The organism is Methyloversatilis sp. (assembly GCF_965284615.1).
In the GTDB taxonomy this organism is placed as follows: domain Bacteria; phylum Pseudomonadota; class Gammaproteobacteria; order Burkholderiales; family Rhodocyclaceae; genus Methyloversatilis.
This window is the reverse complement of sequence record NZ_OZ260098.1, coordinates 1,903,029-1,928,914: the sequence shown is the minus strand read 5'-3', so window position 1 is coordinate 1,928,914 and position 25,886 is coordinate 1,903,029. Positions and strand designations below refer to the sequence as shown.

General features: G+C 65.5%; 25 protein-coding genes. 19 read left to right on the top strand and 6 right to left on the bottom strand.

Going from position 1 to position 25,886, the window contains the following annotated elements:
• Window positions 1-57 precede the first annotated feature (57 nt).
• From ACQ66H_RS09235 to ACQ66H_RS09210, 6 genes are all read left to right on the top strand, one after another.
• Window positions 58-579 carry a hypothetical protein gene (locus tag ACQ66H_RS09235; protein WP_430433766.1) on the top strand — a complete coding sequence of 174 codons (522 nt, stop codon included), beginning with the start codon at window positions 58-60 and terminating at the stop codon, window positions 577-579.
• Between the two features lie 101 nt (window positions 580-680).
• Window positions 681-971 carry an immunity protein Tsi6 family protein gene (locus ACQ66H_RS09230; protein WP_430433765.1) on the top strand — a complete coding sequence of 97 codons (291 nt, stop codon included), beginning with the start codon at window positions 681-683 and terminating at the stop codon, window positions 969-971.
• Window positions 972-1,093: 122 nt separating this feature from the next.
• Window positions 1,094-1,456, top strand: a complete 363-nt coding sequence (locus tag ACQ66H_RS09225) for a hypothetical protein (RefSeq protein WP_430433764.1) — start codon at window positions 1,094-1,096, stop codon at window positions 1,454-1,456.
• Between the two features lie 233 nt (window positions 1,457-1,689).
• On the top strand, window positions 1,690-2,121 hold the full coding sequence (locus ACQ66H_RS09220; RefSeq protein ID WP_430433763.1) for a hypothetical protein: 432 nt from the start codon (window positions 1,690-1,692) through the stop codon (window positions 2,119-2,121).
• Between the two features lie 1,041 nt (window positions 2,122-3,162).
• Complete coding sequence (locus ACQ66H_RS09215; RefSeq protein WP_430433762.1) at window positions 3,163-3,606, top strand: hypothetical protein; 444 nt, start codon at window positions 3,163-3,165, stop codon at window positions 3,604-3,606.
• On the top strand, window positions 3,593-4,081 hold the full coding sequence (locus ACQ66H_RS09210; RefSeq protein WP_430433761.1) for a hypothetical protein: 489 nt from the start codon (window positions 3,593-3,595) through the stop codon (window positions 4,079-4,081). The genes ACQ66H_RS09215 and ACQ66H_RS09210 overlap by 14 nt, the downstream gene beginning before the upstream one ends.
• Before the next feature lie 143 nt (window positions 4,082-4,224).
• Here ACQ66H_RS09210 and ACQ66H_RS09205 read toward each other — a convergent pair whose 3' ends face one another.
• A complete protein-coding gene (locus ACQ66H_RS09205; protein WP_430433760.1) occupies window positions 4,225-5,136 on the bottom strand; it encodes a PEP-CTERM sorting domain-containing protein in 912 nt (303 codons plus the stop codon).
• Between the two features lie 783 nt (window positions 5,137-5,919).
• Entirely contained in the window at window positions 5,920-5,994 is a 75-nt protein-coding gene (gene pqqA / locus ACQ66H_RS09200) for a pyrroloquinoline quinone precursor peptide PqqA (protein WP_008060142.1), read from the bottom strand.
• 261 nt (window positions 5,995-6,255) lie between these two features.
• Here pqqA (ACQ66H_RS09200) and ACQ66H_RS09195 point away from each other — a divergent pair, with 261 nt between their 5' ends.
• The 11 genes from ACQ66H_RS09195 (at window position 6,256) to ACQ66H_RS09145 (ending at window position 20,994) form a co-directional block, all read left to right on the top strand.
• On the top strand, window positions 6,256-6,627 hold the full coding sequence (locus ACQ66H_RS09195; protein ID WP_430433759.1) for a hypothetical protein: 372 nt from the start codon (window positions 6,256-6,258) through the stop codon (window positions 6,625-6,627).
• A 112-nt stretch (window positions 6,628-6,739) separates the two neighbouring features.
• On the top strand, window positions 6,740-7,951 hold the full coding sequence (locus ACQ66H_RS09190; RefSeq protein WP_430433758.1) for a TolC family protein: 1,212 nt from the start codon (window positions 6,740-6,742) through the stop codon (window positions 7,949-7,951).
• The gene (locus ACQ66H_RS09185; RefSeq protein ID WP_430433757.1) at window positions 7,948-8,550 is read left to right on the top strand and encodes a hypothetical protein; all 603 of its coding nucleotides are present in this window, start codon (window positions 7,948-7,950) and stop codon (window positions 8,548-8,550) included. The genes ACQ66H_RS09190 and ACQ66H_RS09185 overlap by 4 nt, the downstream gene beginning before the upstream one ends.
• Complete coding sequence (locus ACQ66H_RS09180; protein WP_430433756.1) at window positions 8,547-9,662, top strand: efflux RND transporter periplasmic adaptor subunit; 1,116 nt, start codon at window positions 8,547-8,549, stop codon at window positions 9,660-9,662. The genes ACQ66H_RS09185 and ACQ66H_RS09180 overlap by 4 nt, the downstream gene beginning before the upstream one ends.
• Window positions 9,663-9,675: 13 nt before the next feature.
• Window positions 9,676-12,822: an efflux RND transporter permease subunit gene (locus ACQ66H_RS09175; RefSeq protein ID WP_430433755.1), complete on the top strand. Its 3,147-nt coding sequence runs from the start codon at window positions 9,676-9,678 to the stop codon at window positions 12,820-12,822.
• Window positions 12,819-13,253, top strand: a complete 435-nt coding sequence (locus ACQ66H_RS09170; protein WP_430433754.1) for a hypothetical protein — start codon at window positions 12,819-12,821, stop codon at window positions 13,251-13,253. Before ACQ66H_RS09175 ends, ACQ66H_RS09170 begins: the two co-directional genes overlap by 4 nt.
• Window positions 13,254-13,262: 9 nt before the next feature.
• Complete coding sequence (locus ACQ66H_RS09165) at window positions 13,263-14,309, top strand: EamA family transporter (protein WP_430433753.1); 1,047 nt, start codon at window positions 13,263-13,265, stop codon at window positions 14,307-14,309.
• A 274-nt stretch (window positions 14,310-14,583) separates the two neighbouring features.
• Window positions 14,584-16,305 (top strand): YbaL family putative K(+) efflux transporter, encoded by a 1,722-nt coding sequence (ybaL, locus tag ACQ66H_RS09160; RefSeq protein ID WP_430433752.1) that lies wholly within the window; start codon window positions 14,584-14,586, stop codon window positions 16,303-16,305.
• 8 nt (window positions 16,306-16,313) lie between these two features.
• Window positions 16,314-19,034 (top strand): HAD-IC family P-type ATPase, encoded by a 2,721-nt coding sequence (locus ACQ66H_RS09155; protein WP_430433751.1) that lies wholly within the window; start codon window positions 16,314-16,316, stop codon window positions 19,032-19,034.
• A gap of 29 nt (window positions 19,035-19,063) precedes the next feature.
• Complete coding sequence (locus tag ACQ66H_RS09150; RefSeq protein ID WP_430433750.1) at window positions 19,064-19,999, top strand: universal stress protein; 936 nt, start codon at window positions 19,064-19,066, stop codon at window positions 19,997-19,999.
• Between the two features lie 47 nt (window positions 20,000-20,046).
• On the top strand, window positions 20,047-20,994 hold the full coding sequence (locus ACQ66H_RS09145) for a calcium/sodium antiporter (RefSeq protein WP_430433749.1): 948 nt from the start codon (window positions 20,047-20,049) through the stop codon (window positions 20,992-20,994).
• Between the two features lie 45 nt (window positions 20,995-21,039).
• Here the strand turns inward: ACQ66H_RS09145 and ACQ66H_RS09140 are convergent, their stop codons facing one another.
• Both ACQ66H_RS09140 and ACQ66H_RS09135 read right to left on the bottom strand, forming a co-directional pair.
• The gene (locus ACQ66H_RS09140; RefSeq protein ID WP_430433748.1) at window positions 21,040-21,990 is read right to left on the bottom strand and encodes an alpha/beta fold hydrolase; all 951 of its coding nucleotides are present in this window, start codon (window positions 21,988-21,990) and stop codon (window positions 21,040-21,042) included.
• A gap of 57 nt (window positions 21,991-22,047) precedes the next feature.
• Window positions 22,048-22,476 carry an organic hydroperoxide resistance protein gene (locus tag ACQ66H_RS09135; protein ID WP_430433747.1) on the bottom strand — a complete coding sequence of 143 codons (429 nt, stop codon included), beginning with the start codon at window positions 22,474-22,476 and terminating at the stop codon, window positions 22,048-22,050.
• A gap of 108 nt (window positions 22,477-22,584) precedes the next feature.
• Between ACQ66H_RS09135 and ACQ66H_RS09130 the strand changes: the two genes are divergently transcribed.
• Both ACQ66H_RS09130 and yddG read left to right on the top strand, forming a co-directional pair.
• The gene (locus tag ACQ66H_RS09130) at window positions 22,585-23,421 is read left to right on the top strand and encodes a cupin domain-containing protein (RefSeq protein ID WP_430433746.1); all 837 of its coding nucleotides are present in this window, start codon (window positions 22,585-22,587) and stop codon (window positions 23,419-23,421) included.
• Between the two features lie 121 nt (window positions 23,422-23,542).
• Window positions 23,543-24,448 (top strand): aromatic amino acid DMT transporter YddG, encoded by a 906-nt coding sequence (gene yddG / locus ACQ66H_RS09125; protein ID WP_430433745.1) that lies wholly within the window; start codon window positions 23,543-23,545, stop codon window positions 24,446-24,448.
• Between the two features lie 68 nt (window positions 24,449-24,516).
• Here the strand turns inward: yddG and pqqA (ACQ66H_RS09120) are convergent, their stop codons facing one another.
• Together pqqA (ACQ66H_RS09120) and ACQ66H_RS09115 are read right to left on the bottom strand one after the other, a co-directional pair.
• On the bottom strand, window positions 24,517-24,591 hold the full coding sequence (pqqA, locus tag ACQ66H_RS09120) for a pyrroloquinoline quinone precursor peptide PqqA (RefSeq protein ID WP_008060153.1): 75 nt from the start codon (window positions 24,589-24,591) through the stop codon (window positions 24,517-24,519).
• A gap of 107 nt (window positions 24,592-24,698) precedes the next feature.
• Window positions 24,699-25,853 carry an Eco57I restriction-modification methylase domain-containing protein gene (locus tag ACQ66H_RS09115; RefSeq protein ID WP_430433744.1) on the bottom strand — a complete coding sequence of 385 codons (1,155 nt, stop codon included), beginning with the start codon at window positions 25,851-25,853 and terminating at the stop codon, window positions 24,699-24,701.
• Between the last annotated feature and the right edge of the window lie 33 nt (window positions 25,854-25,886).

Sequence of the window (25,886 nt, the reverse complement as noted above, 5' to 3'; positions counted from 1 at the left end):
CGGCATTGTCCATAGTTATGGCGCAAAACTGCGCCAGAAAACAAAGTTAGCCGTCTCATGGATTCCATCGCACAACTTGCCCAGCAGTACTTCCTGCTCAAAATGGGGGTAGGTCATCACCAACCCTCCATCGACTGGGCGCTTGAGCGGCTACGCCTAGACCAGGAAGGTGATGATCTCGACATCGTTATGTTGGCTGCCGCCACATCACGAGAAGAAGCTGCACCATTGATTGAAGCCATCCTTCAAACCCATCTAGGAATCTCGGCAATTGATGATAGGTTCGCAGCAGGAAAGTACATCGCTTTGTTGCGTACCGCCTACCTTGACGGAAAAGAAACCATAGAGTCGCTCGACGAGAAATTCACAAAGCTCTATCACAAGCTCGAATACCCAGATTGGCTCGTCATGCTCAGTCGGAACTGCGAGTACGCCACAGATATTCCGGAGTTCAGAGAGCCGTTCGAGCAAGAGTTTGAGTACGTCGCAACTCTGTGGGCTGGAGCCACAAGCCCAACTGACTTTGAGTCCAAGTACAGCAGAGGTGTTTCAAATAGCCATGATGTCAAATACGGCTAACCCGGCAGTCGAGAGGGACGGCCACAAGCTGCGCTTGTGGTTCCCTACGCTGCTCTCCGGCCGCCCCTCACTTCTACGTTAGACCTCTTCAGTAAATCGCTATGGAACCTATCGAAGCTGTTGAAAAGGCTCTTGCCTTTACAGACACTCGCCTTGCCGCGATGCCTTCATTCGGCGTCTATCAGTCTATTCATGCTCAACTCAACTATTTGCTGGGCGTACTGACAGGCACAGAGCTCGACCGCAGTCGCCTAAAGCAAATCAATTTTGGCGTGTACGCTGCGAAGGAGTTTGAAGACTCTGACCCTGAGTTCGCACAAGCCTTACATCCAGCCTTCTGGGTTGCTACTCAAATGGCGAAAGGCCTGAAGGTTTCCAATGTCCCGGTCTAACCCTGCGCTCAACACGGACCGCCTGCAAGCTGCGCTTGCAGGTTCCCTCCGCGCTTCGCGCTCCGGCGGCCGGTTAGCTCCACGTTAGGCCTCTTTCTCTCCGATCGCAACGAAAGCCCTCAGTGCACTCAACCACAGTAAGCTGGCTCGAAGGAACCTGGAGGTCCAACAAGGAGCGAACAATTTATAGTTGGCGTCAGCATGAGCCGATTCCAGAAAGCCGTCGCTTATTCATGGAGTCGAAAATCGGTAAGCACATCAATCATTTCGCCAATGGCATTTGGACTCACAAGTACGAAGAAGATGGCTTCTCACTGCCGTACCGCGTAGTGTGGTCCAACGATAATTCACTGTTCGTCGTATACGGCTTGGGGCAGGAAGAGACGGGCGAGCAGCTCACCTTCACATCGCCAGAAAGCTATTGGGTCCATAGGGGCTGGTACGTTGAGTATTTTTCCAAAATCAATCAGGCAGTAAGCACATGAAGCCGGCTCTATACGCGCATTCGCAAGAAACTCTTCAACCAATAGAGCCCGCACCGTGCCTTCGCGCAGCTGCCTAACTGGTTGTCCAACAGGACGTTTACCAGCTTCGCTGGCAGCCGCCTGTTAACGTGGGCGTTCGCCTCACACTCTTCCCCCCACACATTCCATCGCCTATGAAGATCACCTCCGGACTCTTGCTTTCTGCATGCCTCATGTCGTCAGCGTGTACGACAATGAACTACGCCACTTCGACAACACCTGCGTCGGTACAGGAAGAGTGGATACGGGAAGGCGTAACGATCTGGGGTGGCACTCGAATTTATGCAATTGGAAACCTCGAGTTTGGCCTCATGGCACGAGAGAACGACATGACATTTGAGGTTGACCCGGGTTCCACGTCAGTGAAGGTGTTCTACTATGCAAATCGCGGCAATGCCAATAACCTTTTCTGGCAAACCGATCCGGTTTCACTTGATGTTTTGCTCAAGCCAAACGGGAGATATCAAGTCCAAGGTGTCTATGGCGAAACAACCGTTCGCTTCAAGATCGTTGATCTAGAGTCGAAGACGGTTCTTATTGAATCATCGGAAACGCAGGTTGTGCGGCGCCCGAACCCATTCATGCCAGGGCCATCGATCGTTCCTATATTCATTCCAGTCAAGTGAGGTCGCGAGTACCAAGGTGAGGCCGAACCCTTCGCTCGAACAAACTCGCGTCGGCAGGCCGCCGCTCGCGGCTCAGCTTCAACGGTATGCCCCATTCCCATGAGTGAAAGCTTGGCCGAGGTAGTCGAGGCGTTACGGGGTACGCTCGGCTCCCAATTGAAGCGAGTCGAATACGGCTTGCTCCCCTCAGACAGCCTGACTCCGTCCGCTATCGAACTGGGTGGCGAAGTCGTGCTTACCTCGACTGGAGAAGAGAAGGTGCATTTCACTTGGGGCGGCCGCCCTGGTGCAGGACAAGATTGGGCGCAAAAAATAGGGGACAGACCACGTTTCCGACGATAGATTAATGAGGCCAGCCCCCTGATCCCGGTTCCGATCTGGTCCCGGCACGACGCAAGAGACAAGAAAACGGCGGGCACACGGCCCGCCGTTTTCCTTGCCACCGCAGAACTTTGCGATTGGCAACGGAGATAAATAGGGGACAAACCACGTTTTCAACTACAAGTCTGGCGGAACCCAAGTACTTAAACTCTGAAATCACATCCTGACCTCGGTTTGCCAGTTTGAATTCATGGCCAACCCCAGCGCTTGCGCATACAGAATGCAAAACAAGAAAGATCACCTCACGCAAAGAGAGCGGTTTTTTTACAGAATAATTCACATCATTGGACTGATCTGTGGCGCGGGCGGTTTTTATTATTATCTTATAGCAGGATATTCAGACGCCGATTGTCTTGAGGCTGCCGTTTTCTTGATTTTGTGCGGAGGCTTTTCCGTGTTTGGCGTGGCGCTACACAGCGACATCAGGCTCATACACGGATGCAGATGGTTAAGAGAGGATGAGTGGTCAAAGTCAAAAAAATCGGACTCTAAAGACAAAAGATAGCCCCCCCTTGTAGCGACTAAACGGGGTCAGACATCATTTATTTCCCGGTACCGCAATCGCCAGTCCGAGCACGCGTTAACCTTTCGCGACGAACCCTGAAAAATAGGGGACAGCCCACGTTCTCGACTGCTGAATGTTGACAAGAGACGCATTCGATGAAGATCAGCAATGAAACCGGCCCGCTTCGCAGCGCTCCCCGCACCCAGCCTTCCTCCACCTCTGGCGCCGGCCCCAGCTCGTTTTCGTCCGCGCTGGCGGCGGCAACTGGCCAGACGCCTTCCGCGAGACCTGCTGACTTCACAAACATGACCCGTCAGGAAATGACCGACTGGATGAACGAGCAGATCCGCACTGGAAAGATGTCGCTCGATGAAGGCGCCCCTTTCATGGGCATGACGATGAAGATCTCGGTCGAGACGGGCCAACCGGTTGACATGGCCACAGACACCACCCGCATCAACTTCATCGAGAAGGCCCGCTTGGGCATCGAGGGTGCGCGGTCGCTTAACGATCAGAAGCTGGCCGAAAGACTGCAGATGGCGATGGACAGGATGCACCGGAGCCAGGGGCACGCAATTGGCGGTGATGAGCGCTCATGAGCTGACGCTCAAGCGCGCGCGCACAGACAAGCTCACAAAACTGATCGCGGTATGCGACCTGTTCTTCGATGCGATTGCACGACTTGACGATCCGACTGCGAAGGCTCTGGTCGAGAACTGGACCCACGTCAGGCATCAGTATGTGAATCCAATCGACGCGCCCCGCTCGGCGCTCGCTGCCGGTCTGGAGCAAGGTCTTCGCGAGATGCCGATGCTGCTCAAGTCGATACCTCCGGAAGCCGGAAAGCGCGCGATTGAGGCGCTGTCCGCGGCGATCGTGGCCCGGTATCCGGATTTCCTCGCCAAGGACGCCGAGCGGCTTGCCCGCATAAGGGCGCGTGGCGCCATTCGCAGCGCGAACGAGTATTACCTGGTCCGTCACCATGTCGATCTGCTGGAACTCCGCCCTTATCAGGAAGAAGAACTTCGGCTGCTGTATGGACTGATCGACCGCTTCGAGGCCTCGGGCGGCTGACGCACGACGCCTCGTTTAAGCGGTCGGCACAGCAAGAATAGGGGCCCCGTTTCCGGCGCCCCTCAACAACCGGCTGTCACAGTTTCTCTGCCCCTACTCTCCCTCTGTCGCCAGCGACGCTCCAACGACGAGCCGGCCAATGCTCAGCAGGCGCTGCGGCGTCGTGCCAACTGAGCCACTACGACCAAACCACCCAGCATCATCGCGTAGGTCTCGGGCTCGGGCACGGCTTGCATAAAGCTCGTACCATTAACGGTTGCACTGGCCTGCAGGGTCCCCGCGAGGTTGCCACCAGTAGCGTTAAGGAAGGAGACCGACAACGTGCGCGTTTCACTTGCGGCATTCGGCCCGTAGCAATAGCTGGACGTGCATCCATCTCCGTAGACGATCACATTTCCGATGTCCAATGAATGGGCATCAGATGACGTCTGCGGGGCGCCACTGTTACCGCTTGCACTGGGCCCGATGACGTAGAGCATTGTTTCAGCATCGGCGAGTTCAATCTGGTAGCTCGAACTCGGATCGAAGGCCGAACTTACACCGGCGCTTACCGTCGATTCAGCGGTGATCACTAGCAGTGTGTTGGCAGACACCGTGAAGCCTACGGCGTTAAAGAAGTACGGTGCATACACTGACGCCGAATAATTCGACGAGTGGAAGGAAAACGGTACAGTGCTCGTCGTTCCGGCTGCATGACCGCTAACGTGCAGAGTGGCTCCGGAAGCTTCACCGCTGCCGCCTACCGCCGCCATCGACCACGCCAATCCAGTGTTCACATAGATACCGACAGGATCGAAATCAGTTACTCCTCCTGCAAACTGGGAGTCGGACGCGTTCGGATCAGACTGAAACACGTTGGCGAATACGGCGCTGCCGAATTCCACGTCCACCAAATTAGTGAAGGTCACGCTGGGTCCAATGTCGTCCAACGGATTCAGATCGAACAGTGTAAAGGTGAGCGGCCCGAGTGCGGCCGATGAGGTGGCTGCAGCATGAGACTGTAGGCACGAACCCAGCAGAGCCGCGGCCAGAACGGCAGATTTCAATTGACGCATTGTTCCCTCTGAAAATGTGACAGGAGAATGAAAATTGTGAGGACATCCGGCCTGAACACCGGAGCGAGAGTCCGAGCAAGAACAGCGCCATCAAGCCCACTCGCCATTGATATTTCCCTGCTGCTGCACTTCCTTCTGCGGGAAGAACTGATAGTCCCGAGTTCCGAAGCAAGACACAGCGTTGCCTTTGCGTGTCAGGACGGCTCAGTCCCGATCCCCGCCAATGGCCTGAAATCCATACTCGGCATCCCCTGCACCGCGTTGCTTCGAATGAAAGCAGCCGAAGTTGACGGGCCGTCAGGCATACGGAAATTCCGCAGACGTTCAAAGCGCACGCCGTCAGAAGCAATCCGCTGGCCGGCTAACCGTTGAGAAACTCACGCTGGTTTCCGTCAGGTGTCAAAAATTTCGACGAGTTGAACAGTAAGTGCAACGAATAACCGGAAACGTCATTCGCATAAGCAATGTAAAACCAGTGCCATTAAACATGCCAAATATAAAATATATATTCCGGGCGAAAAATACGACGAAGGTTATATGTCGTACCGAAACTCGCCCCCTGTGGACCGGGGTACAGGAGGTTAAGCACGGATTCCCAGCCGATCCGGGCTGCGCCCTTCTGTTCGGGTGCTGTAAAGAATTCCGAAACAGGGGATGAATCGCTCCTGGCTTATTAGGCACCCCTCCGCCCGAAACCGAGGCGACCAACACCGACAACTCACTGCAAACAGACGAAAAAAACGGCGGGCACAAGGCCCGCCGTTTTCCTTGCCACCGCAGAACTTAGCGGTTGGCGACGTACATGGTGATTTCGAAGCCGAAACGCAGGTCGGTGGCCTTCGGGGTTTCCCAGCTCATGTCTATCTCCTCAGTTTTGGTGGATGGCTCTTCCGCAGGCCCTGCATCCCGGTGATCGTGTTGCCTGACCTGCACTGCCAGTATCGTCAGCCGGCCGCCCCGGCGCCTCGCATCTGATCTGAACCAAGTCTAAGGATTTTCATTAAGCCTTGTTTTGAACCGACTTCCCTTGCGCACGAGCGCGCACTGACCGCCCCGCGGCGCCGGAAAGCGCCGGTGCGCCTGCTTGCGCCGCCGGGGTCCTGTGCTACCTTTCTACGCATGCGCCGCCACAAAAACGCCTGCTCGCTGCTGCTCGTGTTCTGCCTCATCTGGCAGACGCTCGCCTTCAGCGCGCCCGCCCTGGCGCACTGGGAAGATGCCGCGGTGGCCAGCGACGTGAGCCATGAGTTGCTGCACCTGAGCGGCCAGCCGCACCATCACCACGAGGAAGACGTCCACCTCGACGATTCTCCCGAATCGATCCAGCACCTGCATGCCGACTGCGTGTCGTTGACGACCTTCATACCGCCCGGCGCCGCTTCGGCCCTGCTGTTCGACAGTCCGCATGATCCCCTGCCCGCCTTCAGTGGCGGCCCCCTCCCCCATCCTTTCCTCGAAGGTCTTCGCAGGCCACCCAGACCGCAGGTCTGATCCATAGACCAGGCCGGTTCGTACGCGAACCGGAATCCGCTCGTCAGGACGCCTTCGCCTGCCCATGGCCCATGCCCGGCGGTCGCACGCGTCCGCTCATGGACAGCCGACGGTGAAACATTCCTGCATACGCATTCTGTGCGGCCTGCTGCTGGCCGCCCCCGCATGGCCCGCGCTCGCGGGTAGCTCGCCCGCGCTCGCCGCGGCGCTCGAATCAGCCTGGCAGCGCGCGCTCGCGGCGAGCGAGGCGAGCGGCCGCAGCCGCATCGCCGAAGCACGCCTTGCCGCCACGGCCAGCCCGTGGGCGGCACCGCCCTCGATCGACATTTCCCAGCGCGAAAACCGGCTGCTGCGCGATACCGGCCAGCGCGAAACCGAAGTGGGCGTGAGCTGGCCGCTGTGGCTGCCCGGCCAGCGCGACGCACGCCAGCGCGCGGCGCGCGGCGAGGTGGATCTCGCCAGTGCCTCCGCCGAACAGCTCCGGCTCGGTCTGGCCGGAGAGTTGCGCGAACTGGCCTGGGCGGCAGCTGCACTGCGTGCCGTGCGCGACGAGAGCCGGCTGCAGGCGGACAGTCTCGACGGACTGGCGGCGGACGTCGCCCGCCGGGTGGATGCCGGCGAACTGGCCCATGCCGACCTGCTGGCCGCACGCGCCGAGGCCGAACTGGCACGCGCTGACGCGATCGAGGCCGCGCAGCAGCTGCGCGCCGTCGAATCGCGCTGGCAGGTGCTGACCGGCGATCTCCCGCTGCCGGACGGTGCGGACGAACAGCCGGGCGCCGCGACCGACATCGAGCGCCACCCCGAACTCACAGCCGCGCAGGCGGCCCTCGAACTGGCCCGCCGCAGGCTGGACGCGGTGAAACTGGACCGCCGCGCGCCGCCCGAACTGACGGTGCGCTATCGCCACGACGAGCCGGGCGCGGGCATGCCGGCGCAGGACAGCATCGGCCTCGGTGTGCGCATTCCGCTCGGCACGGCCGACCGCAACCTGGAGCGTGACGCCACCGCGCTGGTCGAGCTGGACCGCGCCCAGGTGCAGCTCGACCGGACACGCGAGCGGCTGCGCGCCGACGTCGCGCTGGCCGAGCAGGCGCTGAACACGGCGCACGCCGCGCTGGAAGCCGGACGCCTGCGTGCCGCGCTGCTGGTCGAGCGCGCCGCCCTGCTCGACCGCGCCTTCCGCGCCGGCGAAAGCGGCCTGCCCGAACTGCTGCGGGTGCGTGCCGCCGCTGCCCAGGCACAGCAGGGCGTGCGGCGCCAGCTGGCAATGCTCGGGCTCGCTCGCGCCCGACTCAACCAATCGATCGGACTTCTGCCATGAACCCGCTTCACCTGCTGCGCAGCCTGCGCCTGCCCGCCTTCGTGCTGGCTTTCCTGTTCCATCTGCCGGCGGTCGCCGGGCCGGGCGCCCATGGCCCGGACGGCGAACACCTCAACGCGCCGGCCGGCGCCCACGCGACCGGCGCGACACCGCGCACGGAAACACATTCCGAACTGTTCGAACTGGTCGCCCGGCTCGGCGGTGGCGAACTGTCGGTGATGATCGACCGCTACGACAGCAACGAGCCGGTACTGGGCGCCACAGTCGACGTGGAGAGCGACGGCGTGCGCGCGACCGCGCAGTTCCACGCCGACCACGGCGACTACGCCTTCACCGACCCGGCCCTGCTGGCTGCCCTGTCACGGCCGGGCGATCACGCGCTGGTGTTCACCGTGCGCCGCGGCGAGGGGGCCGAACCGCAAGAGGCGGACCTGCTCGACGCCGTGCTGCATGTCGATGCCGAGGTGGCGGCTGACGAACACGCGTCGGTGCTGTCCCGCGTTCCCACGGCGGCCTGGATCGCCGCCGCCGTGATCGCGCTGGCTGCGGCGCTGCTGCTCGCACGCCGCGGCCGCACCGACAAGGGAGTCCGCGCATGAAACGCCTGCTCCACATCGTCACCACCGCCCTGTTCGCCAGCGTCGCCCTTGCCGGTCCGGGCGCGCACGGCCCGGGTGGCGAACACCTGGACGAAGCGGCGCACGCCACAGCGTCCGGTCTGGCCCGGCTGCCGGACGGCAGCGTGAACGTGCCCAAGATCGCCCAGCGGCGCATGGTCATCCGCACCCGCGTCGTCACGACGAGCGAGGCCGCGCGCACGGTCGAGCTGCCAGGTCGCGTGATCGCCGACCCGAATGCCGGCGGACGCGTGCAGGCCCTCTACGGTGGCCGCCTCGAAGCCGGACCGCGCGGCCTGCCGGTAATCGGGCAGACGGTGCGCCAGGGCGACATCCTCGCCTGGGTGCGCCACAACCCGGATCCGATCGCCCAGGCCAACCAGACGGCGCTGCGCGCCGAACTGCGCACCGCGCGCCTGCTGGTCGAACAGCGGGTGGCGCGGCTGGAAGGTCTGGAAGGTTCTATCCCGCGCAAGGACATCGAGTCGGCGCGCGCCGAACTGGCCGGACTGCGCGAACGCGAAGCCGGCATCGCCGCCGGCATCGGCTCGCGTGAAGCGCTGCGCGCCCCGGTCAGTGGCGTGCTCGCCCGTGCCGACATGCTTGCGGGTCAGGTGGTGGACGCGCGCGACACGCTGTTCGAGATCGTCGATCCGGCGCGTCTGCTGGTCGAGGCGACGGTGGCCGACGCGGCACTGGCCACCCGCCTCGCCGGTGCGGCGCTGAAGGACGTGCCCGACGTGGCGCTCAGCTTCCTCGGCGCCGGCGGCAGTCTGCGCGACGGCGTGCTGCCGGTGCTGTTCCGCACCCAGGGCAAGGCCGGCGCCCGGCCCGCGCTCGCGGTCGGCCAGCCGGTGTCGGTGGTCGCGCAACTGGCCGAGCGCATCCCGGGCATCGTGTTGCCGACCCGCGCGCTGACGCGCAATGCGTCGAACGAACCGGTGGTGTGGATCAAGTCGGGCGCGGAGCGCTTCATCCCGCAGCCGGTCGAGGTGCAGACGCTGGATGCGCAGACGGTGGTGGTGACGCGCGGGCTGTCCGCCGACAACCGCGTGGTCGTGCAGGGCGCGTCGCTGATCGCGCAGATCCGCTGAACGGAGGCCACCCATGTTCAACTGGATCGTCCGCCTGAGCCTGCACAACCGGCTGCTGGTGCTTGCGCTGTCCACGCTGCTGATGGCCTATGGCGCTTATACCGCGTGGCGCACGCCGGTCGATGTGTTTCCCGATCTGAACAAGCCGCTGGTGACCGTGCTGACCGAAGCCGGCGGCATGGCGCCCGAAGAGGTCGAACAGCTCGTCAGCTTCCCGCTCGAAACCGCGCTCAACGGCATGCCCGGCGTGACGCGCGTGCGCTCGACCTCGGGCATCGGCCTGTCCATCGTGTACGCCGAATTCGACTGGGGCACCGACATCTACCGCAATCGCCAGCTGGTGGCGGAGCGGCTGGCGCTGGTGCGCACGCAGATGCCGGAAGGCGTGTCGCCGGTGATGGGACCGGTGTCGTCCATCATGGGCGAAATCATGCTGATCGCGCTGCCGCTGGCCTCGGCCGACGGTGCGGCCGGCGCCTCGCCGATGCAGGCGCGCGAATACGCCGACTTCGTACTGCGCCCCCGCCTGCTGTCCATCGCCGGCGTGTCGCAGGTGATCCCGATCGGCGGCGACGTGCGCGAGCTCAGGGTGGAGGCCGACACCGCACGCATGGCGCAGTTCGGCGTCTCACTGACGCAGCTCGAGCAGGCGCTGCGCGGCTTCGCGCAGAACGCGGGCGGCGGTTTCATCGACCGCAACAACCGCGAATACCTGATCCGCCACATCGGCCGCACGCACCGTATCGAAGATCTGCAGAGCCTGTCGGTCGGCTGGAAGGACGGACGCACGATACGGCTCGATCAGGTCGCGCGCGCGGGCTTCGCGCCGGCGCTCAAGCGTGGCGACGCCGGCTACAACGGTGCGCCGGCGGTCATCGTCAGCGTGCAGAAGCAGCCGACCGCCGACACATTGAAGCTCACGGCGGCAGTCGAAGCCGCCCTCGGCGAACTGAAGCAGGGTCTGCCGCCCGGTCTGGCGGAGCCGCGCGTGCTGTTCCGCCAGGCGGACTTCATCGAAGCGTCGATCGGCAACGTGACCGAGGCGCTGCGCGACGGCGCAGTGATGGTCGGCATCGTGCTGTTCGCCTTCCTGCTGTCGGCGCGCACCACGCTCATTTCGCTGATCGCCATCCCGCTGTCACTGGCGGTCACCGCCGTGGTGTTTCACTGGCTGGGGCAATCGATCAACGTGATGACGCTGGGCGGACTGGCGATCGCCATCGGCGAGCTGGTGGACGACGCGGTCGTCAACGTCGAGAACATCCTGCGCCGCCTGCGCCAGAACCGGCAGGCCGACAGACCGCTGCCGGTGCTGGAGGTGGTGCGACAGGCCAGTGTCGAGGTGCGCACCGGCATCGTCTATGCCACCGTGATCGTGGTGCTGGTGTTCGTGCCGCTGTTCGCGCTGCCCGGCATCGAAGGCCGGCTGTTCGCGCCGCTGGGCGTGGCCTACATCGTGTCCATCCTGGCGTCGATGGCGGTGTCGATGACGGTAACGCCGGTGCTGGCCAGCCTGCTGCTGCCGGGCATGAAGCGGCTCGACCACGGCGACAGCCCGCTGGTCGCCTGGCTCAAGCGACTGGACAGCCGCGTGCTGGCGTGGTCCTTCCCGCGGGCGCGCGGGCTCGTGCTGGCAGCACTGCTGGCGGTGCTTGCCGCGGCCGCCAGCGTGCCCTTCTTCCCGCGCGCCTTTCTGCCGGCCTTCAACGAGGGCTCGCTGGTGCTGTCGCTGATGTTCACGCCGGGCACTTCTCTGGCCGAATCCAGCAGCATGGGGACACTCGCCGAGACGCTGATCCGGGGCGTGCCCGAAGTGCGTCAGGTCGGCCGCCGCACCGGCCGCGCGGAACTGGACGAGCATGCCGAAGGCGTACATTCCACCGAGATCGATATCGACCTCAGTCGCGACGGCCGCGACCGCGAAACCGTGATGGCCGACATCCGCAACGCGCTGTCGGTGCTGCCGGCCTCAGTCGCTATCGGCCAGCCGATCTCGCACCGGCTCGACCATCTGCTGTCCGGGGTGCGCGCGCAGATCGTGCTGAAGATCTATGGCGAGGACACCGACACGCTGCGCGCCCAGGCCGAGCAGCTGCGCGCCCGCCTCGCCGAAGTCCCCGGTCTGGTCAACCTGAGCGTGGAAAAGCAGGTGCTGATTCCGCAGGTGACGGTGCGCATCGATCACGCGCGCGCGTCGCAGGCCGGTCTGTCGCCGGGTGAGGCGACCCGGGCGCTGCACGTGCTGACCGACGGCGCGCACGACGGCGCCCTCATCGTCAACGGCATCCGCCGCTACCGTCTGGTGCTGCGGCTGCCGGACGACGCGCGCGGGCCGGTCGATCTGGAGCGCGTGCTGATCGACACGCCGGCCGGCCGTCTGCCGCTGGCGGCGATCGCACAGGTGGAACAGACCGACGGCCCAAACCAGATCGGGCGCGAGAACGGCCGGCGACGCATCGTGGTGTATGCCAACACCGACGGTTCGGACATGGGGCGCATCGTCGGCGACATCCGCAACATCGTCGGCGCCACGGCATTGCCTACCGGCACCTTCATCAGCCTCGAAGGCCAGTTCCAGGCACAGGAGCAGGCGACCCTGCTGATCGCCGGCCTGTCGCTGGCCTCGCTGGCGATGATCTTTCTGGTGCTGTACACGCGCTACCGCTCGGCAGTGCTGGCCGGCATCATCATGGCCGGCATCCCGCTGGCCCTGATCGGCAGCGTTCTGGCGATGTGGCTGGCAGGCGTGACGCTGTCGGTCGCCTCGATGGTCGGCTTCATCACGCTGGCCGGCATCGCGACGCGCAACGGCATCCTGAAGGTGAGCCACTACGTCCATCTGTGCCAGCACGAGGGCGAACGCTTCGGCACGGCGATGATCACCCGCGGTTCGCTGGAGCGCCTGACGCCGGTGCTGATGACCGCGCTGGTAGCCGCCTTCGCGCTGACGCCTCTGCTGCTCGCCGCCGATGCGCCGGGCAAGGAAATCCTGCATCCGGTGGCGGTGGTCATCTTCGGCGGCCTGATCAGCGCGACGCTGCTCGACACCCTGCTCACACCGGTGCTGTACTGGCGCTTCGGCGAGGCCGCGACGCGGCAACTGATTGCGGCGGCCGACGACAGCTCTCCGACAGAACAACGCCTGGAGGCACTGCCATGAGCCGTTCGACGACGCCCCCGCGCATTCCGGACGCTTTGACGATGGTGCACACGATGATCAAACATCTGCTGGCCACACTGATTACCCTGGCCGTCGCAGCGGCCAGCACCGCGGCACTGGCCCACGGCGAGGCCACGCCGCGTCACGGCGGCGTGACCCGATCGGTCAATGATCTGTCCTTCGAACTGGTCGCGCTCGACAGCGGCGCGGCAATCTATATTGAGGACCACGGCAAGCCCGTCAGCACCTCCGGTTTCGCCGGAAAGCTCACGGTACTGGCGGGCTCGAACCGATCGGACGCTGCGCTAAAGCCGGGCAGCGACAACACCCTGGTGGCGGACGGGATCAAGCTGCAGCCGGGCGCCATCGCCGTTGCCGTGCTCACCGACCGCAACAGCCGAACCACCACCGTGCGGTTCACGCTGAAGTAGGCGATGTCGATGTCCACAGCCGGACCGGCCTTCAGGGGCGGCATGCTTGCACTGCTCTCGGCCGTGCTGTTCGGCATGAGCACGCCCTTGATCGCCCGACTGTCATCGGGAATCAATCCCTTTCTGACGGCCGCACTGCTCTATGCCGGCGCAGCGCTCGCCGGCGCAACGATGATCAGGGGCCGGGCGCGCGAAGCCGGATTGCGCCGCACCGACGCCGTGCCGCTGGCATGGATCACGCTGAGCGGGGCCGTCGTCGCACCGGTCGCGCTGGCCTGGGGGCTGCAGCGCTGCAGTACGACTTCGGCGTCGCTGATGCTGGCGCTGGAGGCCCTGTTCACAGCGCTGCTCGCGCACTGGCTCTACCGCGAACAGATCGGCTTGCGGGCATGGGTGGCCCTGTTGCTGCTCACCGCCGGCGCCATCGCGCTTCTGTTCGACGCAGCGCAGACAGGTACGAGCCAGACGCTCGGGCTGATCGCCGTCGTCGTGGCGACGATGGCGTGGGGGACGGACGATGCGCTGTCGCGCGCAGTGGCCGACCGTGACCCGGGCCAGGTCATCCTGGTCAAGGGCGCCGCCGGTGCCGCCACGACCGGCGCAATGGCACTGGCCGCTGGCGCCCGACTCACCGACGTCGGCCAGATCGCCGGTCTGCTGCTGGTGGGTGTTACCGGGTATGGCCTGAGCCTCAAGTTCTATCTGCTTGCACAGCGAACCTTCGGCGCGGCGCGCACCGGTTCGGTGTTCGCCTTCGTTCCGTTCATCGGCGCACTCGGGGCAGTGCTGATGGGCGAGCGGGAAGCGGGCGCGGGACTGCGGGTCGCCAGCGTGCTGATGATAGTCGGGGTGATCCTTCACCTCACCGAGAAGCACCAGCACCGGCACGAACATGGCGTGCTCGAACACGAGCACGCGCACACGCACGACGACGGGCATCACCTCCACAAGCACGACCCGCCGGTTCAGGGATCGCACAGTCACATGCACCGTCATGAGCCGATGAGCCACTCTCATCCACACCTGCCGGATGCGCATCACACGCATCCACACTGACGCAAGCCCGTTCGGTGCGCACAGCGCCAAGCTGAGCGACATATCGTATGCGGACAGGCTGCGCCAACCCGCGAAACCCACGGCACACTGTGCACCGGGACATCGCACGCAGCGCGGCCGGTCGCCATTCAGGCGACGAAAGTTTGATCTAATACTGAGCACACTAAGGATGCATCCGTCAGACTGAGCGCTGTCGGTGTCTTCACCGGCAGGCCGTCGCGCTTCAGTTCGCCATGCGCGCTGCATGCCTGCCGAACCATAACCAGAACGCGCCATGCCACACGACATCACCCTCATCGCCACCATCGCGGCCGGTTTCGGCCTCGCCATGATCTTCGGCCTGATCGCGGTACGCCTGCGCATGCCGCCGCTGGTCGGCTACCTGATGGCAGGCATCGTGATCAGTCCGACCACACCGGGCTTCGTCGCCGACATCGGACTGGCCAGCCAGCTGGCCGAGATCGGTGTGATGCTGCTGATGTTCGGCGTCGGTCTGCACTTCTCGCTCGACGACCTGATGGCGGTCAAGCGCATCGCGGTGCCGGGCGCAGTGGTGCAGATCGCGGTCGCCACGCTGCTGGGCATGGCGATCACGACGATGTGGGGCTGGGATATCGGCGCCGCCATCGTGTTCGGCCTGTGCCTGTCGGTGGCCAGCACCGTGGTGCTGCTGCGCGCGCTCGAAGCCAAGGGACTGCTGAAGTCGATCAACGGCCAGATCGCGGTCGGCTGGCTGGTGGTCGAGGATCTGGTGATGGTGCTGGTGCTGGTGCTGCTGCCGGCGCTGGCCGGCGTGCTGTCGGGCGATGCCGTCGCCGCATCGGGCCGCGAACTTGGCCTGGCGATGGCGATCACGCTGGCCAAGGTGATCGCCTTCATCGTGCTCATGCTGGTGGTCGGCCGCCGCGTGCTGCCGCGCCTGCTGTGGTGGGTGGCACGCACCGGATCGCAGGAACTGTTCACGCTGAGCGTGGTGGCCATCGCCGTCGGCGTGGCCTTCGGCGCGGCCGCGCTGTTCGACGTGTCCTTCGCGCTGGGCGCCTTCTTCGCCGGCATGATGATGCGCGAATCGGAGTTCAGCCACCGCGCCGCCGACGAGTCGCTGCCGCTGCGCGACGCCTTCGCCGTGCTGTTCTTCGTGTCGGTGGGCATGCTGTTCGACCCGGCGGTGATCTGGACGCAACCGCTGAAGCTGCTGCTGGTGGTGGCCATCATCATGGTGGGCAAGACCATCGCCGCGGTGCTGCTGGTGCTCGCTTTCCGCTATCCGCTGAATACCGCGCTGACGGTGGGCGCCAGCCTGGCGCAGATCGGTGAGTTCTCCTTCATCCTCGCCGGGCTGGGCGTGAACCTCGGGCTGATGCCGGCCGAGGGGCAGAGTCTGGTGCTGGCCGGCGCGCTGATCTCGATCGCCGCCAACGCCGCGCTGTTCTCCGCCATCGAGCCCTTCCGCGCCTGGGCCATCGCGCGCTCGTCGCTGGCCCGCCGGCTGGAACAGCGCGACGACCCGCTGGCGGCGCTGCCGATGACCACCGACGCACGGCTGCTGCACCAACAGGTGGTGCTGGTCGGCTACGGCCGGGTCGGCCGGCGCATCGCCGACGCGCTGCGCGAACAGCACATTCCCTGCGTGGTCGCCGAACAGAACCGCGAGCGCGTTGACCAGCTGCGGCGGGAGGGCGTGCCGGCGGTGTTCGGCGACGCGCAGACGCCGGAGGTGCTGATCCAGGCGCATATCGCCAAGGCCGCAATGCTGGTGATCGCGATTCCGGAAACGGTGAACGTGCGAAAGATGGTCGAGATCGCACGCACGCTGAACCCGGGGATCGCCGTCGTGCTGCGCACCCACAACGAGGAAGAGGCCGAGCTGCTCGAGCGCGAGAGCCTGGGCACGGTGTTCCTTGGCGAGAACGAACTTGCGCGCGGCATGGCTGAGCACGTCGTGCGGCATTTCGGGCGCGGCGCGCCCGGCGGCGCCAGCTGGCCGCATCACTGACGTCCCTGATGAACACTCCACACACCGATCCCACCACCGGCACCGCGGCCTGGCACGCATTGCCCGCAGACGAGCTGCCGGCGCTGTTCGATGTGCAGGCGCAGTCGGGCCTCGGCCGCGCCGAAGCGGCCGCGCGCCTCGTGAAGCATGGCCCGAACCGACTGCCCGAGGCGCCAAAGCGCCCGCCCTGGCTGCGCTTCCTGCAGCAGTTCCACAACCCGCTGATCTATGTGTTGCTGGTGGCCGGCGCGGTAACGCTGGCGCTGGGCGGCCACGTCGATTCGGCCGTCATCTTCGGCGTGGTGTTGATCAACGCGCTGATCGGCCACATCCAGGAAGGCAAGGCCGAGCGCGCGCTCGACGCGGTGCGCGGCATGCTCGCCGCGCGCGCCACTGTGCTGCGCGACGGCGAGCGCCATCAGGTTGACGCCGCCGATCTGGTGCCGGGCGACATCGTGCTGCTTGAATCCGGCGACAAGGTGCCGGCCGACCTGCGCCTGCTGCACGCGAAGAACCTTCGCGTGACCGAAGCCGCGCTGACCGGGGAATCGGCACCGATCGACAAGGACAGCGCCGCCGTCGCGGAAGCGGCGGCCATCGGCGACCGCCGTTCGATGTGCTACTGCGGCACGCTGGTCGCGCTCGGCCAGGCGCGCGGCATCGTGGTGGCGACCGGGATCGGCACCGAGATCGGCCGCATCGGCACGCTGGTCGGCGAAGTGGCGACGCTGGCCACGCCGCTCACCCGCCGGCTCGACCAGTTCGCCCGCCAGATCACCGGCTTCATCCTGATCGTCGCCACGCTGACGGTGCTTTACGGCCACTTCGTCATACAGATGCCGGCGTTCGACCTCTTTCTCGCCGTGGTCGGCCTCGCCGTCGCGGCCATCCCCGAGGGCATGCCGGCAGTGGTCACCATCGTGCTCGCCATCGGCACCCGCACGATGGCGCGCAAGAAAGCCATCGTGCGCCGGCTGCCGGCGGTCGAGACGCTGGGTTCGGTCACCGTCATCTGCACCGACAAGACCGGCACGCTGACCCGCAATGAAATGACGGTGGTGCGACTGCTGCTCGCCGACCGCGAGATCGCGGTCAGCGGCAGCGGCTACGCGCCGGAAGGCGGCTTCCACGGCGACGGTCAGCCGATCACGCCCGGCGACGTGCCCGAACTGGCTGCAGCGGCCCGCTGCGCGCTGCTGTGCAACGACGCGCAGATCCGCCACGACGGCGACGCCGGCTGGACGCTGATCGGCGATCCGACCGAAGGTGCGCTGGTCGCCTTCGCCCACAAGGCCGGCTTGGACCCGCAGGACGAGGCGCAGCACTTCCCGCGCGTTGACGCCATCCCGTTCGAGTCGGAGCGCCAGTTCATGTGCACGCTGCACCGCGACCACGCGGGCCACGCGGGCCACGCTTTCCTGCTGCTGAAGGGCGCGCCGGAGCGGGTGCTGGCGCTGTGCGCGACGCAATACGGCGGCGCGCCGCTCGACCACGACTGCTGGACGGCGGCGATCGCGCGCGCCGGTGGTGCGGGCGAGCGCGTGCTGGCGCTGGCGCAGGCGCCCTTCCCCGGCGAGCGGAATTCGGTCGAATTGCAGGACATCGACACCCGCTTCGAACTGATCGGTCTGGTCGGCATCATCGACCCGCCGCGCGAAGAGGCGATCGCCGCGGTGGCACAGTGCCGCGAAGCGGGCATACGGGTGAAGATGATCACCGGCGACCACGCGGTCACCGCCGCCGCCATCGGACGCCAGCTCGGGCTGAAGGCCGATCGCACGCTGAACGGCGACGTCATCGGCACGCTGGACGCCGCCGCGCTGCGCCAGCGCGCGCTGGACACCGACGTGATCGCCCGCGCCAGCCCGGAGCACAAGCTGCGGCTGATCGAGGCGCTGCAGGCGGAAGGCCACCTGTTGGCGATGACCGGCGACGGCGTCAACGATGCGCCGGCGCTGAAATCGGCCGACATCGGCGTGGCGATGGGCGACAAGGGCACGGACGCGGCGCGCGAAGCCTCGGACCTGGTGCTTACCGACGACAACTTCGCCACCATCGCGCGTGCGGTGCGCGAAGGCCGCGTCGTGTTCGACAACATCAAGAAGTCGCTGATGCACATGCTGCCGACCAATGGCGGCCAGGCCGGCATCATCCTGCTGGCCATCTTCGGCGGCCTGCCGCTGCCGGTGACCGCCGGCCAGATCCTGTGGGTGAATATGGTCACTTCGGTCACGCTGGCGCTGTCGCTCGCCTTCGAGCCGGCCGAGCAGAACGTGATGTCGCATGCGCCGCGCCCGCCCCAGGAGCCCATCGTCACCCGCGCGCTGGGCCTGCGCATCCTGTTCGTCATCGCGCTGATGGTGGCGACCACTTTTACCGTGTTCAACTGGGAGCTGGCGCGCGGCAGCAGCATCGAACTGGCGCGCACCGCCGCGGTGAACATGATCGTCGTGTGCGAACTGTTCTACCTGTTCAACGTGCGCCAATTCACCCGCCACGCCTTCCGCCTCGAAACCCTGAGCGGCAACCGCGTGGCGCTGCTGGTCAGCGCCATCCTGATCGTGCTGCAGCTGCTGTTCACGTATGCGGCGCCGATGCAGCATGTGTTCAGGAGCGCCGCGCTGCCGCTTTCGTCCTGGACGGTCATTGTCGGTCTCGGCGCCGTCGTGTTCCTCGCGGTCGAAATCGAGAAAGCCGTCCTTCGTCACCTCCGCGTCGCCCGGCTGTGAGCCGGCACACATCTTTCGGGAGACTGCGCATGCCGGATCTTCAACGCATCATCGCCGCGACCGATCTGTCGCCCGCCTCGCTCGACGCGGTCAACCGCGGCTTCGAACTGGCCAGCCGCAGCGGCGCGCACTACACGCTGGTACATGCACTGGGCCTCGACGCCCTCGGACCGCTACGCAACCTGCTCGGCGAGCAAGCCGAAATCGTCGCCGAGAAGGCGGTGCAGCACCAGTACGACGCACTCGCCGCGATCGCCGGCGACACCCTGCACAATCGCGGCGTGGTGGCTGAACTGAAGGTCGAAGCCGGGCTGGCGACGCAGTTCCTGCCGGCCTATGCCGCATCGGTGCAGGCCGATCTGGTCATCGTCGGTGCTCGTGGCGAGAGCGTGCTGAGTCGGCTGTTCCTTGGCTCCACCGCATCGCGCCTGCTGCGCAAGAGCAGCAGTCCGGTGCTGGTGGTGAAGAAGCCCTGCACCGCACCGTACCGGCGCGTACTGGTGCCGGTCAACTTCTCGCCGGGTTCGCTGGCCGCCATCCGCATGGCGCGCCACGTGGCGCCCGAGGCCGATCTGCTGCTGCTGCACAGTTTCGACGTGCCGTTCGAAGGCATGCTGCAGTACGCCGGCATTTCTCAGGACCTGATCAACGGCTACCGGATGGAGGCACGCGAGCGCTCGCTGCGCCTGCTGCACGAGCTGGCCGAGCGCGCCGGGCTGGAGCGCAGCCTGTACACGGTGATGGTCGAGCACGGCAACGCGTCGCGCCACATCCTGGACGTTCAGTCGCAGCGCAACTGCGACCTGATCGCGATGGGCAAGCACGGTACGCACGTGACCGAAGAACTGCTGCTCGGCAGCGTGACCAAGCATGTGCTGTCGGAGGCCGACTGCGACGTGCTGGTGGTGATTGACCGCCGCGGGCCGACCGAGATTCCAGCGATGCCGGGCGAGGACTTCGTCTGACCGCCGGGCTGACGCTGCACCCGGCCCTCGTTTTCGTTGCCGGGCTGGTGATCGTGCTGGCCGGCGCCGAAATGGTGCTGCGCGGCGCGTCGCGTGTGGCGGTGCGGCTGCGTGTGCCGCCGATACTGATCGGGCTCACCGTGGTGTCGGTCGGCACCAGCGTGCCCGAACTGGCGGTCGGCATCGCCGCGGTCGCCGAAGACAAGGGGCCGCTGGCGGTCGGCAATATCGCCGGCACCAACATCCTGAACATCCTGTTCATCCTCGGCCTGAGCGCGCTGATGCGACCGCTGCCGACGCGCATGCTCAGCGTGCGGCTCGACGTGCCGGTGATGATCGCCGCCGCGCTGGCGCTGATCGCGATGGCCTGGGACGGGCGGCTGGACCGCAGCGAGGGTGTGGTGCTGCTGATCGGCGCGGTGCTGTACACGGCGGCGCTGGTGCGGCTCAGCCGCGAGGAAAGCGCGGCGATGCAACGCGAGTTCGCGCGCGAGGTGGCCGACGTGATGCCCGCGACGCTGCGTTCGGCGCGGCTGTTCATGGCGTGGAATTCGGCACTGCTGCTGGCCGGCATGGCGCTCACGCTGTTCGGAGCCGACCTGCTGGTGAATGGCGCGTCGAGCATCGCGCGCACCTACGGCGTGTCGGACGCCTTCATCGGACTCACCATCGTCGCCATCGGCACCTCGGCGCCCGAGCTTGCGACCACCGTGCTGTTGACGCTGAAGAACGACCGCGATGTGGCGATCGGCAACCTGATCGGCAGCAGCATTTACAACATCCTGGTCATCCTCGGCCTGACCATGACCATCGCGCCACATGGCATCGAGGTCGGCAGCGACGTGCTGCGCATCGACCTGCCGCTGGCCGCACTGGTGGCTATCGTGTGCCTGCCGGTGTTCCGCAGCGAGCGCCGGGTGTCGCGCACTGAAGGCGGACTTTTCGTCAGCGCCTACCTGATCTATCTGTCGCTGCTGCTGTTCGTCCATCACTGAAAGACACAACCCGGCCCGCTGCGCGGGACCGGGTTGCGTTCTGCCTTACTTGCGCAGGAAGTCCAGCAGGTCCTGGTTCAGTTTGTCCTTGTGCGTGTCGGTGATGCCGTGCGGCGCACCCGGATAGACGATCAGTTCGGCGTTGCGGACCAGCGCGGCCGATGCCTTGCCCGACAGGTCGAGCGGCACGATCTGGTCGTCGTCGCCGTGGATCACCAGCGTCGGCACGTCGAACTTCTTCAGGTCGGCGCGGAAGTCGGTGGCCGAGAACGCCGCGATCGAGTCGTAGGTGTTCTTGTGCCCCGCCTGCATGCCCTGCGCCCAGAAGGACTGGATCAGCCCCTGCGACGGCTTGGCACCGGGCCGGTTGTAGCCGTAGAACGGACCCGACGCGATGTCCAGATAGAGCTGCGAGCGGTTTTCGATCGACGCCTTGCGGAGGCCGTCGAACACCTCGATCGGCAGGCCGCCCGGATTGTCGGCGGTCTGCAGCATCAGCGGCGGCACCGCACTCACGAGCACCGCCTTCTTCACCCGGCTGGTGCCGTGACGGCCGATGTAGCGCGCCACCTCGCCGCCACCGGTGGAGAAGCCGACCAGCGTGGCGCCCTTCAGATCGAGCGCCTGGATCACCGCGGCGAGGTCGTCGGCGTAGTGGTCCATGTCGTTGCCGTCCCACGGCTGCGACGAACGGCCATGGCCGCGCCGGTCATGCGCCACCACACGGTAGCCCTGCGACGCGAGGAAGAGCATCTGTGCTTCCCAGCTGTCGGAACTGAGCGGCCAGCCGTGGCTGAAGACGACGACCTGGCCGTTCTTCGGGCCCCAGTCCTTGTAGTAGATCTGCACGCCGTCACGCGTGGTGACGTAGTTTTCGGTCTTCTTGACCGCGACAGACTGACGGGCGACGGGCTTGGCCGCTTCGGCGGCGAAGGTCGGTGCGGCAAGCGCGGCGGCAAGTACGGACAGGGCGAGGGTGCGGCGGACTGCATTCATGATGGATTCCTTTGAAGTAACGGGTTGGGGACGGTGGCTATCCGTCAGGCCGATGACTCAGTCGGCGATGACCAGGGTGACGTCGATGTTTCCGCGGGTGGCGTTCGAGTACGGGCACACGATGTGCGCCTTCTCGACCAGCGACTCGACCTGTTCGCGCGGCAGGCCCGGCACGGCGATGGTCAGTTCGACCTCGATGCCGAATCCGGTCGGGATGGCGCCGATGCCGACGCGACCGGTGATCTGCGTGTCGGCGGGCAGCGCGACCTTGTTCTGGCCGGCGACGAACTTCAGCGCGCCGAGGAAGCAGGCCGAGTAGCCGGCGGCGAACAGCTGTTCGGGATTGGTGCCGGGGCCGCCGGCGCCGCCCAGTTCCTTCGGCGTCAACAGCTGGACATCGAGCACGCCGTCGGACGACGCGGCGCGGCCTTCGCGGCCACCGGTTGCAGTGGCCTGGGCGGTGTAGAGAACCTTTTCGATCGACATGATGAACTCCTGTGCAGTGAGTGAGGTTTGCGTCAGTGCCTGTTGGCAGGACGAACTTTGCGCCGATTGGCAAGACCATACGCAACGTATAATCCTGAAAACTTACCTTTGAGTATCCAGGCCATGGTTGACCGCCTCGAAGCCCTGCTGGAGCATTTCTCGGTCAGCGCCCGCGTGTTCAACACCGGTGCGCTGTGCGGCATCACCGAACTGGACGCCGGCGACAGCGGCCGCATGCATCTCGTGCGCGCCGGCGAGGTGGCCATCCACCATCCCGCCGGCATCGAGCACGTGACCCGGCCCAGCCTGCTGCTGTTTCCGCGACCGACGCCCTACCGCTTCGTCACCGATGCCGAGCGTGGTGCCGACTTCGCCTGCGCACGGCTGCACTTCTCCGGCGGTGCGGCCAATCCGATCGCGTCGGCGCTGCCCGACTTCAGCTGCCTGGCGCTGGACGACATCCTCGGTGCGAAGCCGGTGCTCGACCTGCTGTTCGACGAGGCGTCGCACGAGTACTGCGGCCGGCAGGCGGTGCTCGACCGCCTGTTCGAGGTGGTGCTGGTGCAGGTGCTGCGGCACCTGATGGAAGGCGGCCAGACCGGCGCCGGCATGCTGGCCGGGTTGTCGCACCCTCGCCTGCGTTTGGCACTGGTGGCCATGCACGAGAGCCCGGCGCAGGAATGGACGCTGGACACGCTGGCCGAGCGCGCCGGCATGTCGCGCAGCGTGTTCGCCAACGCGTTCCGCGACACCGTGGGCTGCACGCCCGGCGCCTACCTGCAGCGCTGGCGCATCGGCATCGCGCAACGCGCCTTGCGCCAGGGCCGCGCGCTGAAGCTGATCGCCGACGACGTGGGCTATGCCGGCGAGGCGGCGCTGTCACGCGCCTTCAAGGCGCAGACCGGACTGTCGCCACGGCAGTGGCGCAACGCTCAGGGCGGCTGACGCCCGCCCGTGGGCAGGCGCTCAGGTTCAATCGTCGATGGCGAAAAGTTTACCTATAGGTAACTTTGTTTTCATTTGATAGCATCCGGCCGACCTTCCGCCTCTCGTTTCCCCAACGCTCATGCCTGCCCGCCCGGTCTCGTCAACGGCCACCCTCTGCGGCCTGGCTGCCATTCTGCTTTGGAGCACGATGATCGGCATGGTGCGCAGCGTCAGCAGCGCGCTCGGCCCAATCGTCGGCGCGGCGGCGATCTACACCGCCGGCGCTGTCTTCCTCTGGCTGCTTTTCCGCCCGGCGCCGCTGCACACCGCCCGACCGGGCTACCTGCTGCTGGGGGGTGCTCTGTTCGTCGCCTACGAGCTCTGCCTGTCGCAGGCGCTGGGGCTGGCGACGAGCGACGTGCAGGCGATGGAGCTGGGCATCATCAACTATCTGTGGCCCTGCTTCACCATCCTGCTCGCGGTACCGATGAACGGCCAGCGGCTGCGCCCGTGGATCGCGCCGGGCCTGGCACTTTGCCTGGCCGGCGTCATCCAGGTGATGGGAGGAAGCCGCGAACTGTCGCTGTCCTCGCTGGCGGCCGGCGTGGCGTCGAATCCGCTGGTCTACCTGCTGGCCTTCACCGGCGCTGTGCTGTGGGGGCTGTACTGCAATGTCACCCGGCGCTTCGCGCGGGGCTACAACGGCATCACGCTGTTCTTTTCGGCAACCGCGGCGACGCTGTGGGCATTCGCCGCCGCGCAGTCGTCGCCGCTGCCGGCAGCGTCAGCACAGGTCTGGTTCGAAGTGGTCGCCGCCGGCGCGGCACTGGGCATAGGCTACGCGCTGTGGAATGTCGGCATGCTGGGCGGCGACATGCCTCTGCTGACGACCGCCTCGTATGCGACACCGCTGCTGTCAACCGTGTTCGCGGCGCTCTGGTTGGGCACGGCGCTGACGGCGCCGTTCTGGCTGGGCGCAGCACTGGTGACGACGGGCTCGCTGCTGTGCTGGCGCGCCACTCGTCCCCGCCCCGCGGGCGGCTGACAGAAACCGGGCGTACAAAACAAAAAAGCGGGCAATGCCCGCTTTTCTGTTTGCTCAAACGCTGAGGATCAGCGGTTGGCGACGTACATGGTGATTTCGAAGCCGAAACGCAGGTCGGTGGCCTTCGGGGTTTCCCAGTTCATGGCAGTCTCCTGATGGTGGTTCGTTGGCTCACTGCGAAATGCAGTGCATGGATCGAATACTGCGCCGGTCCGGTACGGCCCACCTCGTGCCACTCTGGAAAGACGACTCAGGATTTTCTTGAGCGCAGCGTTTCGAACACGTCGGGCAGCATGCAGGTCTGCAGGCTGCGCTGCGAGAACAGGAAGCGGCCGTCGCAGACGAAACCCAGTTCCTGCCAGTCCACGGCGTCGTTGAGCAGCTCGGCGGCGCGTGCCAGATCCGCCACTTCGGGTCGGGCGAACAGCGCCAGCACCGAGCCGTCGTAGTGCGTGCAGTCGTGCAGGAAGAAGGGGCGCGGCTTGCGCGTCTTGCCATTCACGTAGATGCGCGGGCCCCCCGAGCGGTGGTGCAGACGCCCCCACTGCCACCAGTTGTGCTCGCCGAACTCGCGCACGCGCCGTGCCAGCAGCCGCGGCTTGTGCTGCTCCAGCCAGTCGTTGCGCACATCGAAGAAGGCGCGCCGCGTGCGGCCGGTGTTGACCGTGCTGGAACAGACGAACTCCACATTGCCCTGCGGGTGCACGAAGATGTCGTCCGCCCCGGACACGGCGCCGACCCGCACGTCGAACAGCGAAGCCAGCGGCACGCCGTAATCGCCTCGCAGGAACATGAGCTGGCCGCGTTCGCAGTGGAAGCGCCGGCCGTCGCTCATGCGCCGGTCCATGCGCCCCTTCTCAAAACGGAATACCGCGCAGTTCGGCACATAGGGGCCGAACACGCGGCTGTCGCCGGTCTCGATGAAGTCGGTGATGCTGCCTTGGGCGAACAGCCAGTCATTCAGCCGGCGCGCGGCGGTCAGCTTGATGAAATCGCGCGGCACGATGAAAATCAGTTCGCCACCCGGTTTCAGATGACGCACGCACTTCTCGATGAAGAAGAGATAGAGGTTGCTGCGGCGGTCGAACAGATCGCTGCGCAGCTGCGCCCGCGTGTCCGCCTGGATGTCCTGGTGCCGCACATAGGGCGGATTGCCGATCACGGTGTCGAATTGCTCGTCGACCGGGTAGGCGAAGAAATCCATCACCTGCGCGCCGGCCGGCGCCACCGTCGGATCGATCTCGATGGCCACGCAGCCCGGAATGCGCGACGCGAATGCGCCGTTACCGGCCGACGGTTCAAGCGTGCGGCCGCGGTTGCGGCGCAGCGCCAGCATGCGTTCGACGACATCGTCGCGGGTGAAGACCTGTCCCAGGATCTCGACCCGGTGGTTCCTTTCGTTCATTCCGCCATTGTCCCATGGCTCCCATGCGCCGGC

Coding starts and splice junctions, on each gene's coding strand:
- ACQ66H_RS09185 (WP_430433757.1), top strand. CDS start 7,948: ATGAACCCGCTTCACCTGCTGCGCAGCCTGCGCCTGCCCGCCTTCGTG.
- ACQ66H_RS09215 (WP_430433762.1), top strand. CDS start 3,163: ATGAAGATCAGCAATGAAACCGGCCCGCTTCGCAGCGCTCCCCGCACC.
- ACQ66H_RS09235 (WP_430433766.1), top strand. CDS start 58: ATGGATTCCATCGCACAACTTGCCCAGCAGTACTTCCTGCTCAAAATG.
- ybaL (WP_430433752.1), top strand. CDS start 14,584: ATGCCACACGACATCACCCTCATCGCCACCATCGCGGCCGGTTTCGGC.
- ACQ66H_RS09170 (WP_430433754.1), top strand. CDS start 12,819: ATGAGCCGTTCGACGACGCCCCCGCGCATTCCGGACGCTTTGACGATG.
- ACQ66H_RS09135 (WP_430433747.1), bottom strand. CDS start 22,476: ATGTCGATCGAAAAGGTTCTCTACACCGCCCAGGCCACTGCAACCGGT.
- ACQ66H_RS09205 (WP_430433760.1), bottom strand. CDS start 5,136: ATGCGTCAATTGAAATCTGCCGTTCTGGCCGCGGCTCTGCTGGGTTCG.
- ACQ66H_RS09195 (WP_430433759.1), top strand. CDS start 6,256: ATGCGCCGCCACAAAAACGCCTGCTCGCTGCTGCTCGTGTTCTGCCTC.
- ACQ66H_RS09175 (WP_430433755.1), top strand. CDS start 9,676: ATGTTCAACTGGATCGTCCGCCTGAGCCTGCACAACCGGCTGCTGGTG.
- ACQ66H_RS09230 (WP_430433765.1), top strand. CDS start 681: ATGGAACCTATCGAAGCTGTTGAAAAGGCTCTTGCCTTTACAGACACT.
- ACQ66H_RS09180 (WP_430433756.1), top strand. CDS start 8,547: ATGAAACGCCTGCTCCACATCGTCACCACCGCCCTGTTCGCCAGCGTC.
- ACQ66H_RS09140 (WP_430433748.1), bottom strand. CDS start 21,990: ATGAATGCAGTCCGCCGCACCCTCGCCCTGTCCGTACTTGCCGCCGCG.
- ACQ66H_RS09155 (WP_430433751.1), top strand. CDS start 16,314: ATGAACACTCCACACACCGATCCCACCACCGGCACCGCGGCCTGGCAC.
- ACQ66H_RS09150 (WP_430433750.1), top strand. CDS start 19,064: ATGCCGGATCTTCAACGCATCATCGCCGCGACCGATCTGTCGCCCGCC.
- ACQ66H_RS09165 (WP_430433753.1), top strand. CDS start 13,263: ATGTCCACAGCCGGACCGGCCTTCAGGGGCGGCATGCTTGCACTGCTC.
- ACQ66H_RS09115 (WP_430433744.1), bottom strand. CDS start 25,853: ATGAACGAAAGGAACCACCGGGTCGAGATCCTGGGACAGGTCTTCACC.
- yddG (WP_430433745.1), top strand. CDS start 23,543: ATGCCTGCCCGCCCGGTCTCGTCAACGGCCACCCTCTGCGGCCTGGCT.
- ACQ66H_RS09220 (WP_430433763.1), top strand. CDS start 1,690: ATGAACTACGCCACTTCGACAACACCTGCGTCGGTACAGGAAGAGTGG.
- ACQ66H_RS09210 (WP_430433761.1), top strand. CDS start 3,593: ATGAGCGCTCATGAGCTGACGCTCAAGCGCGCGCGCACAGACAAGCTC.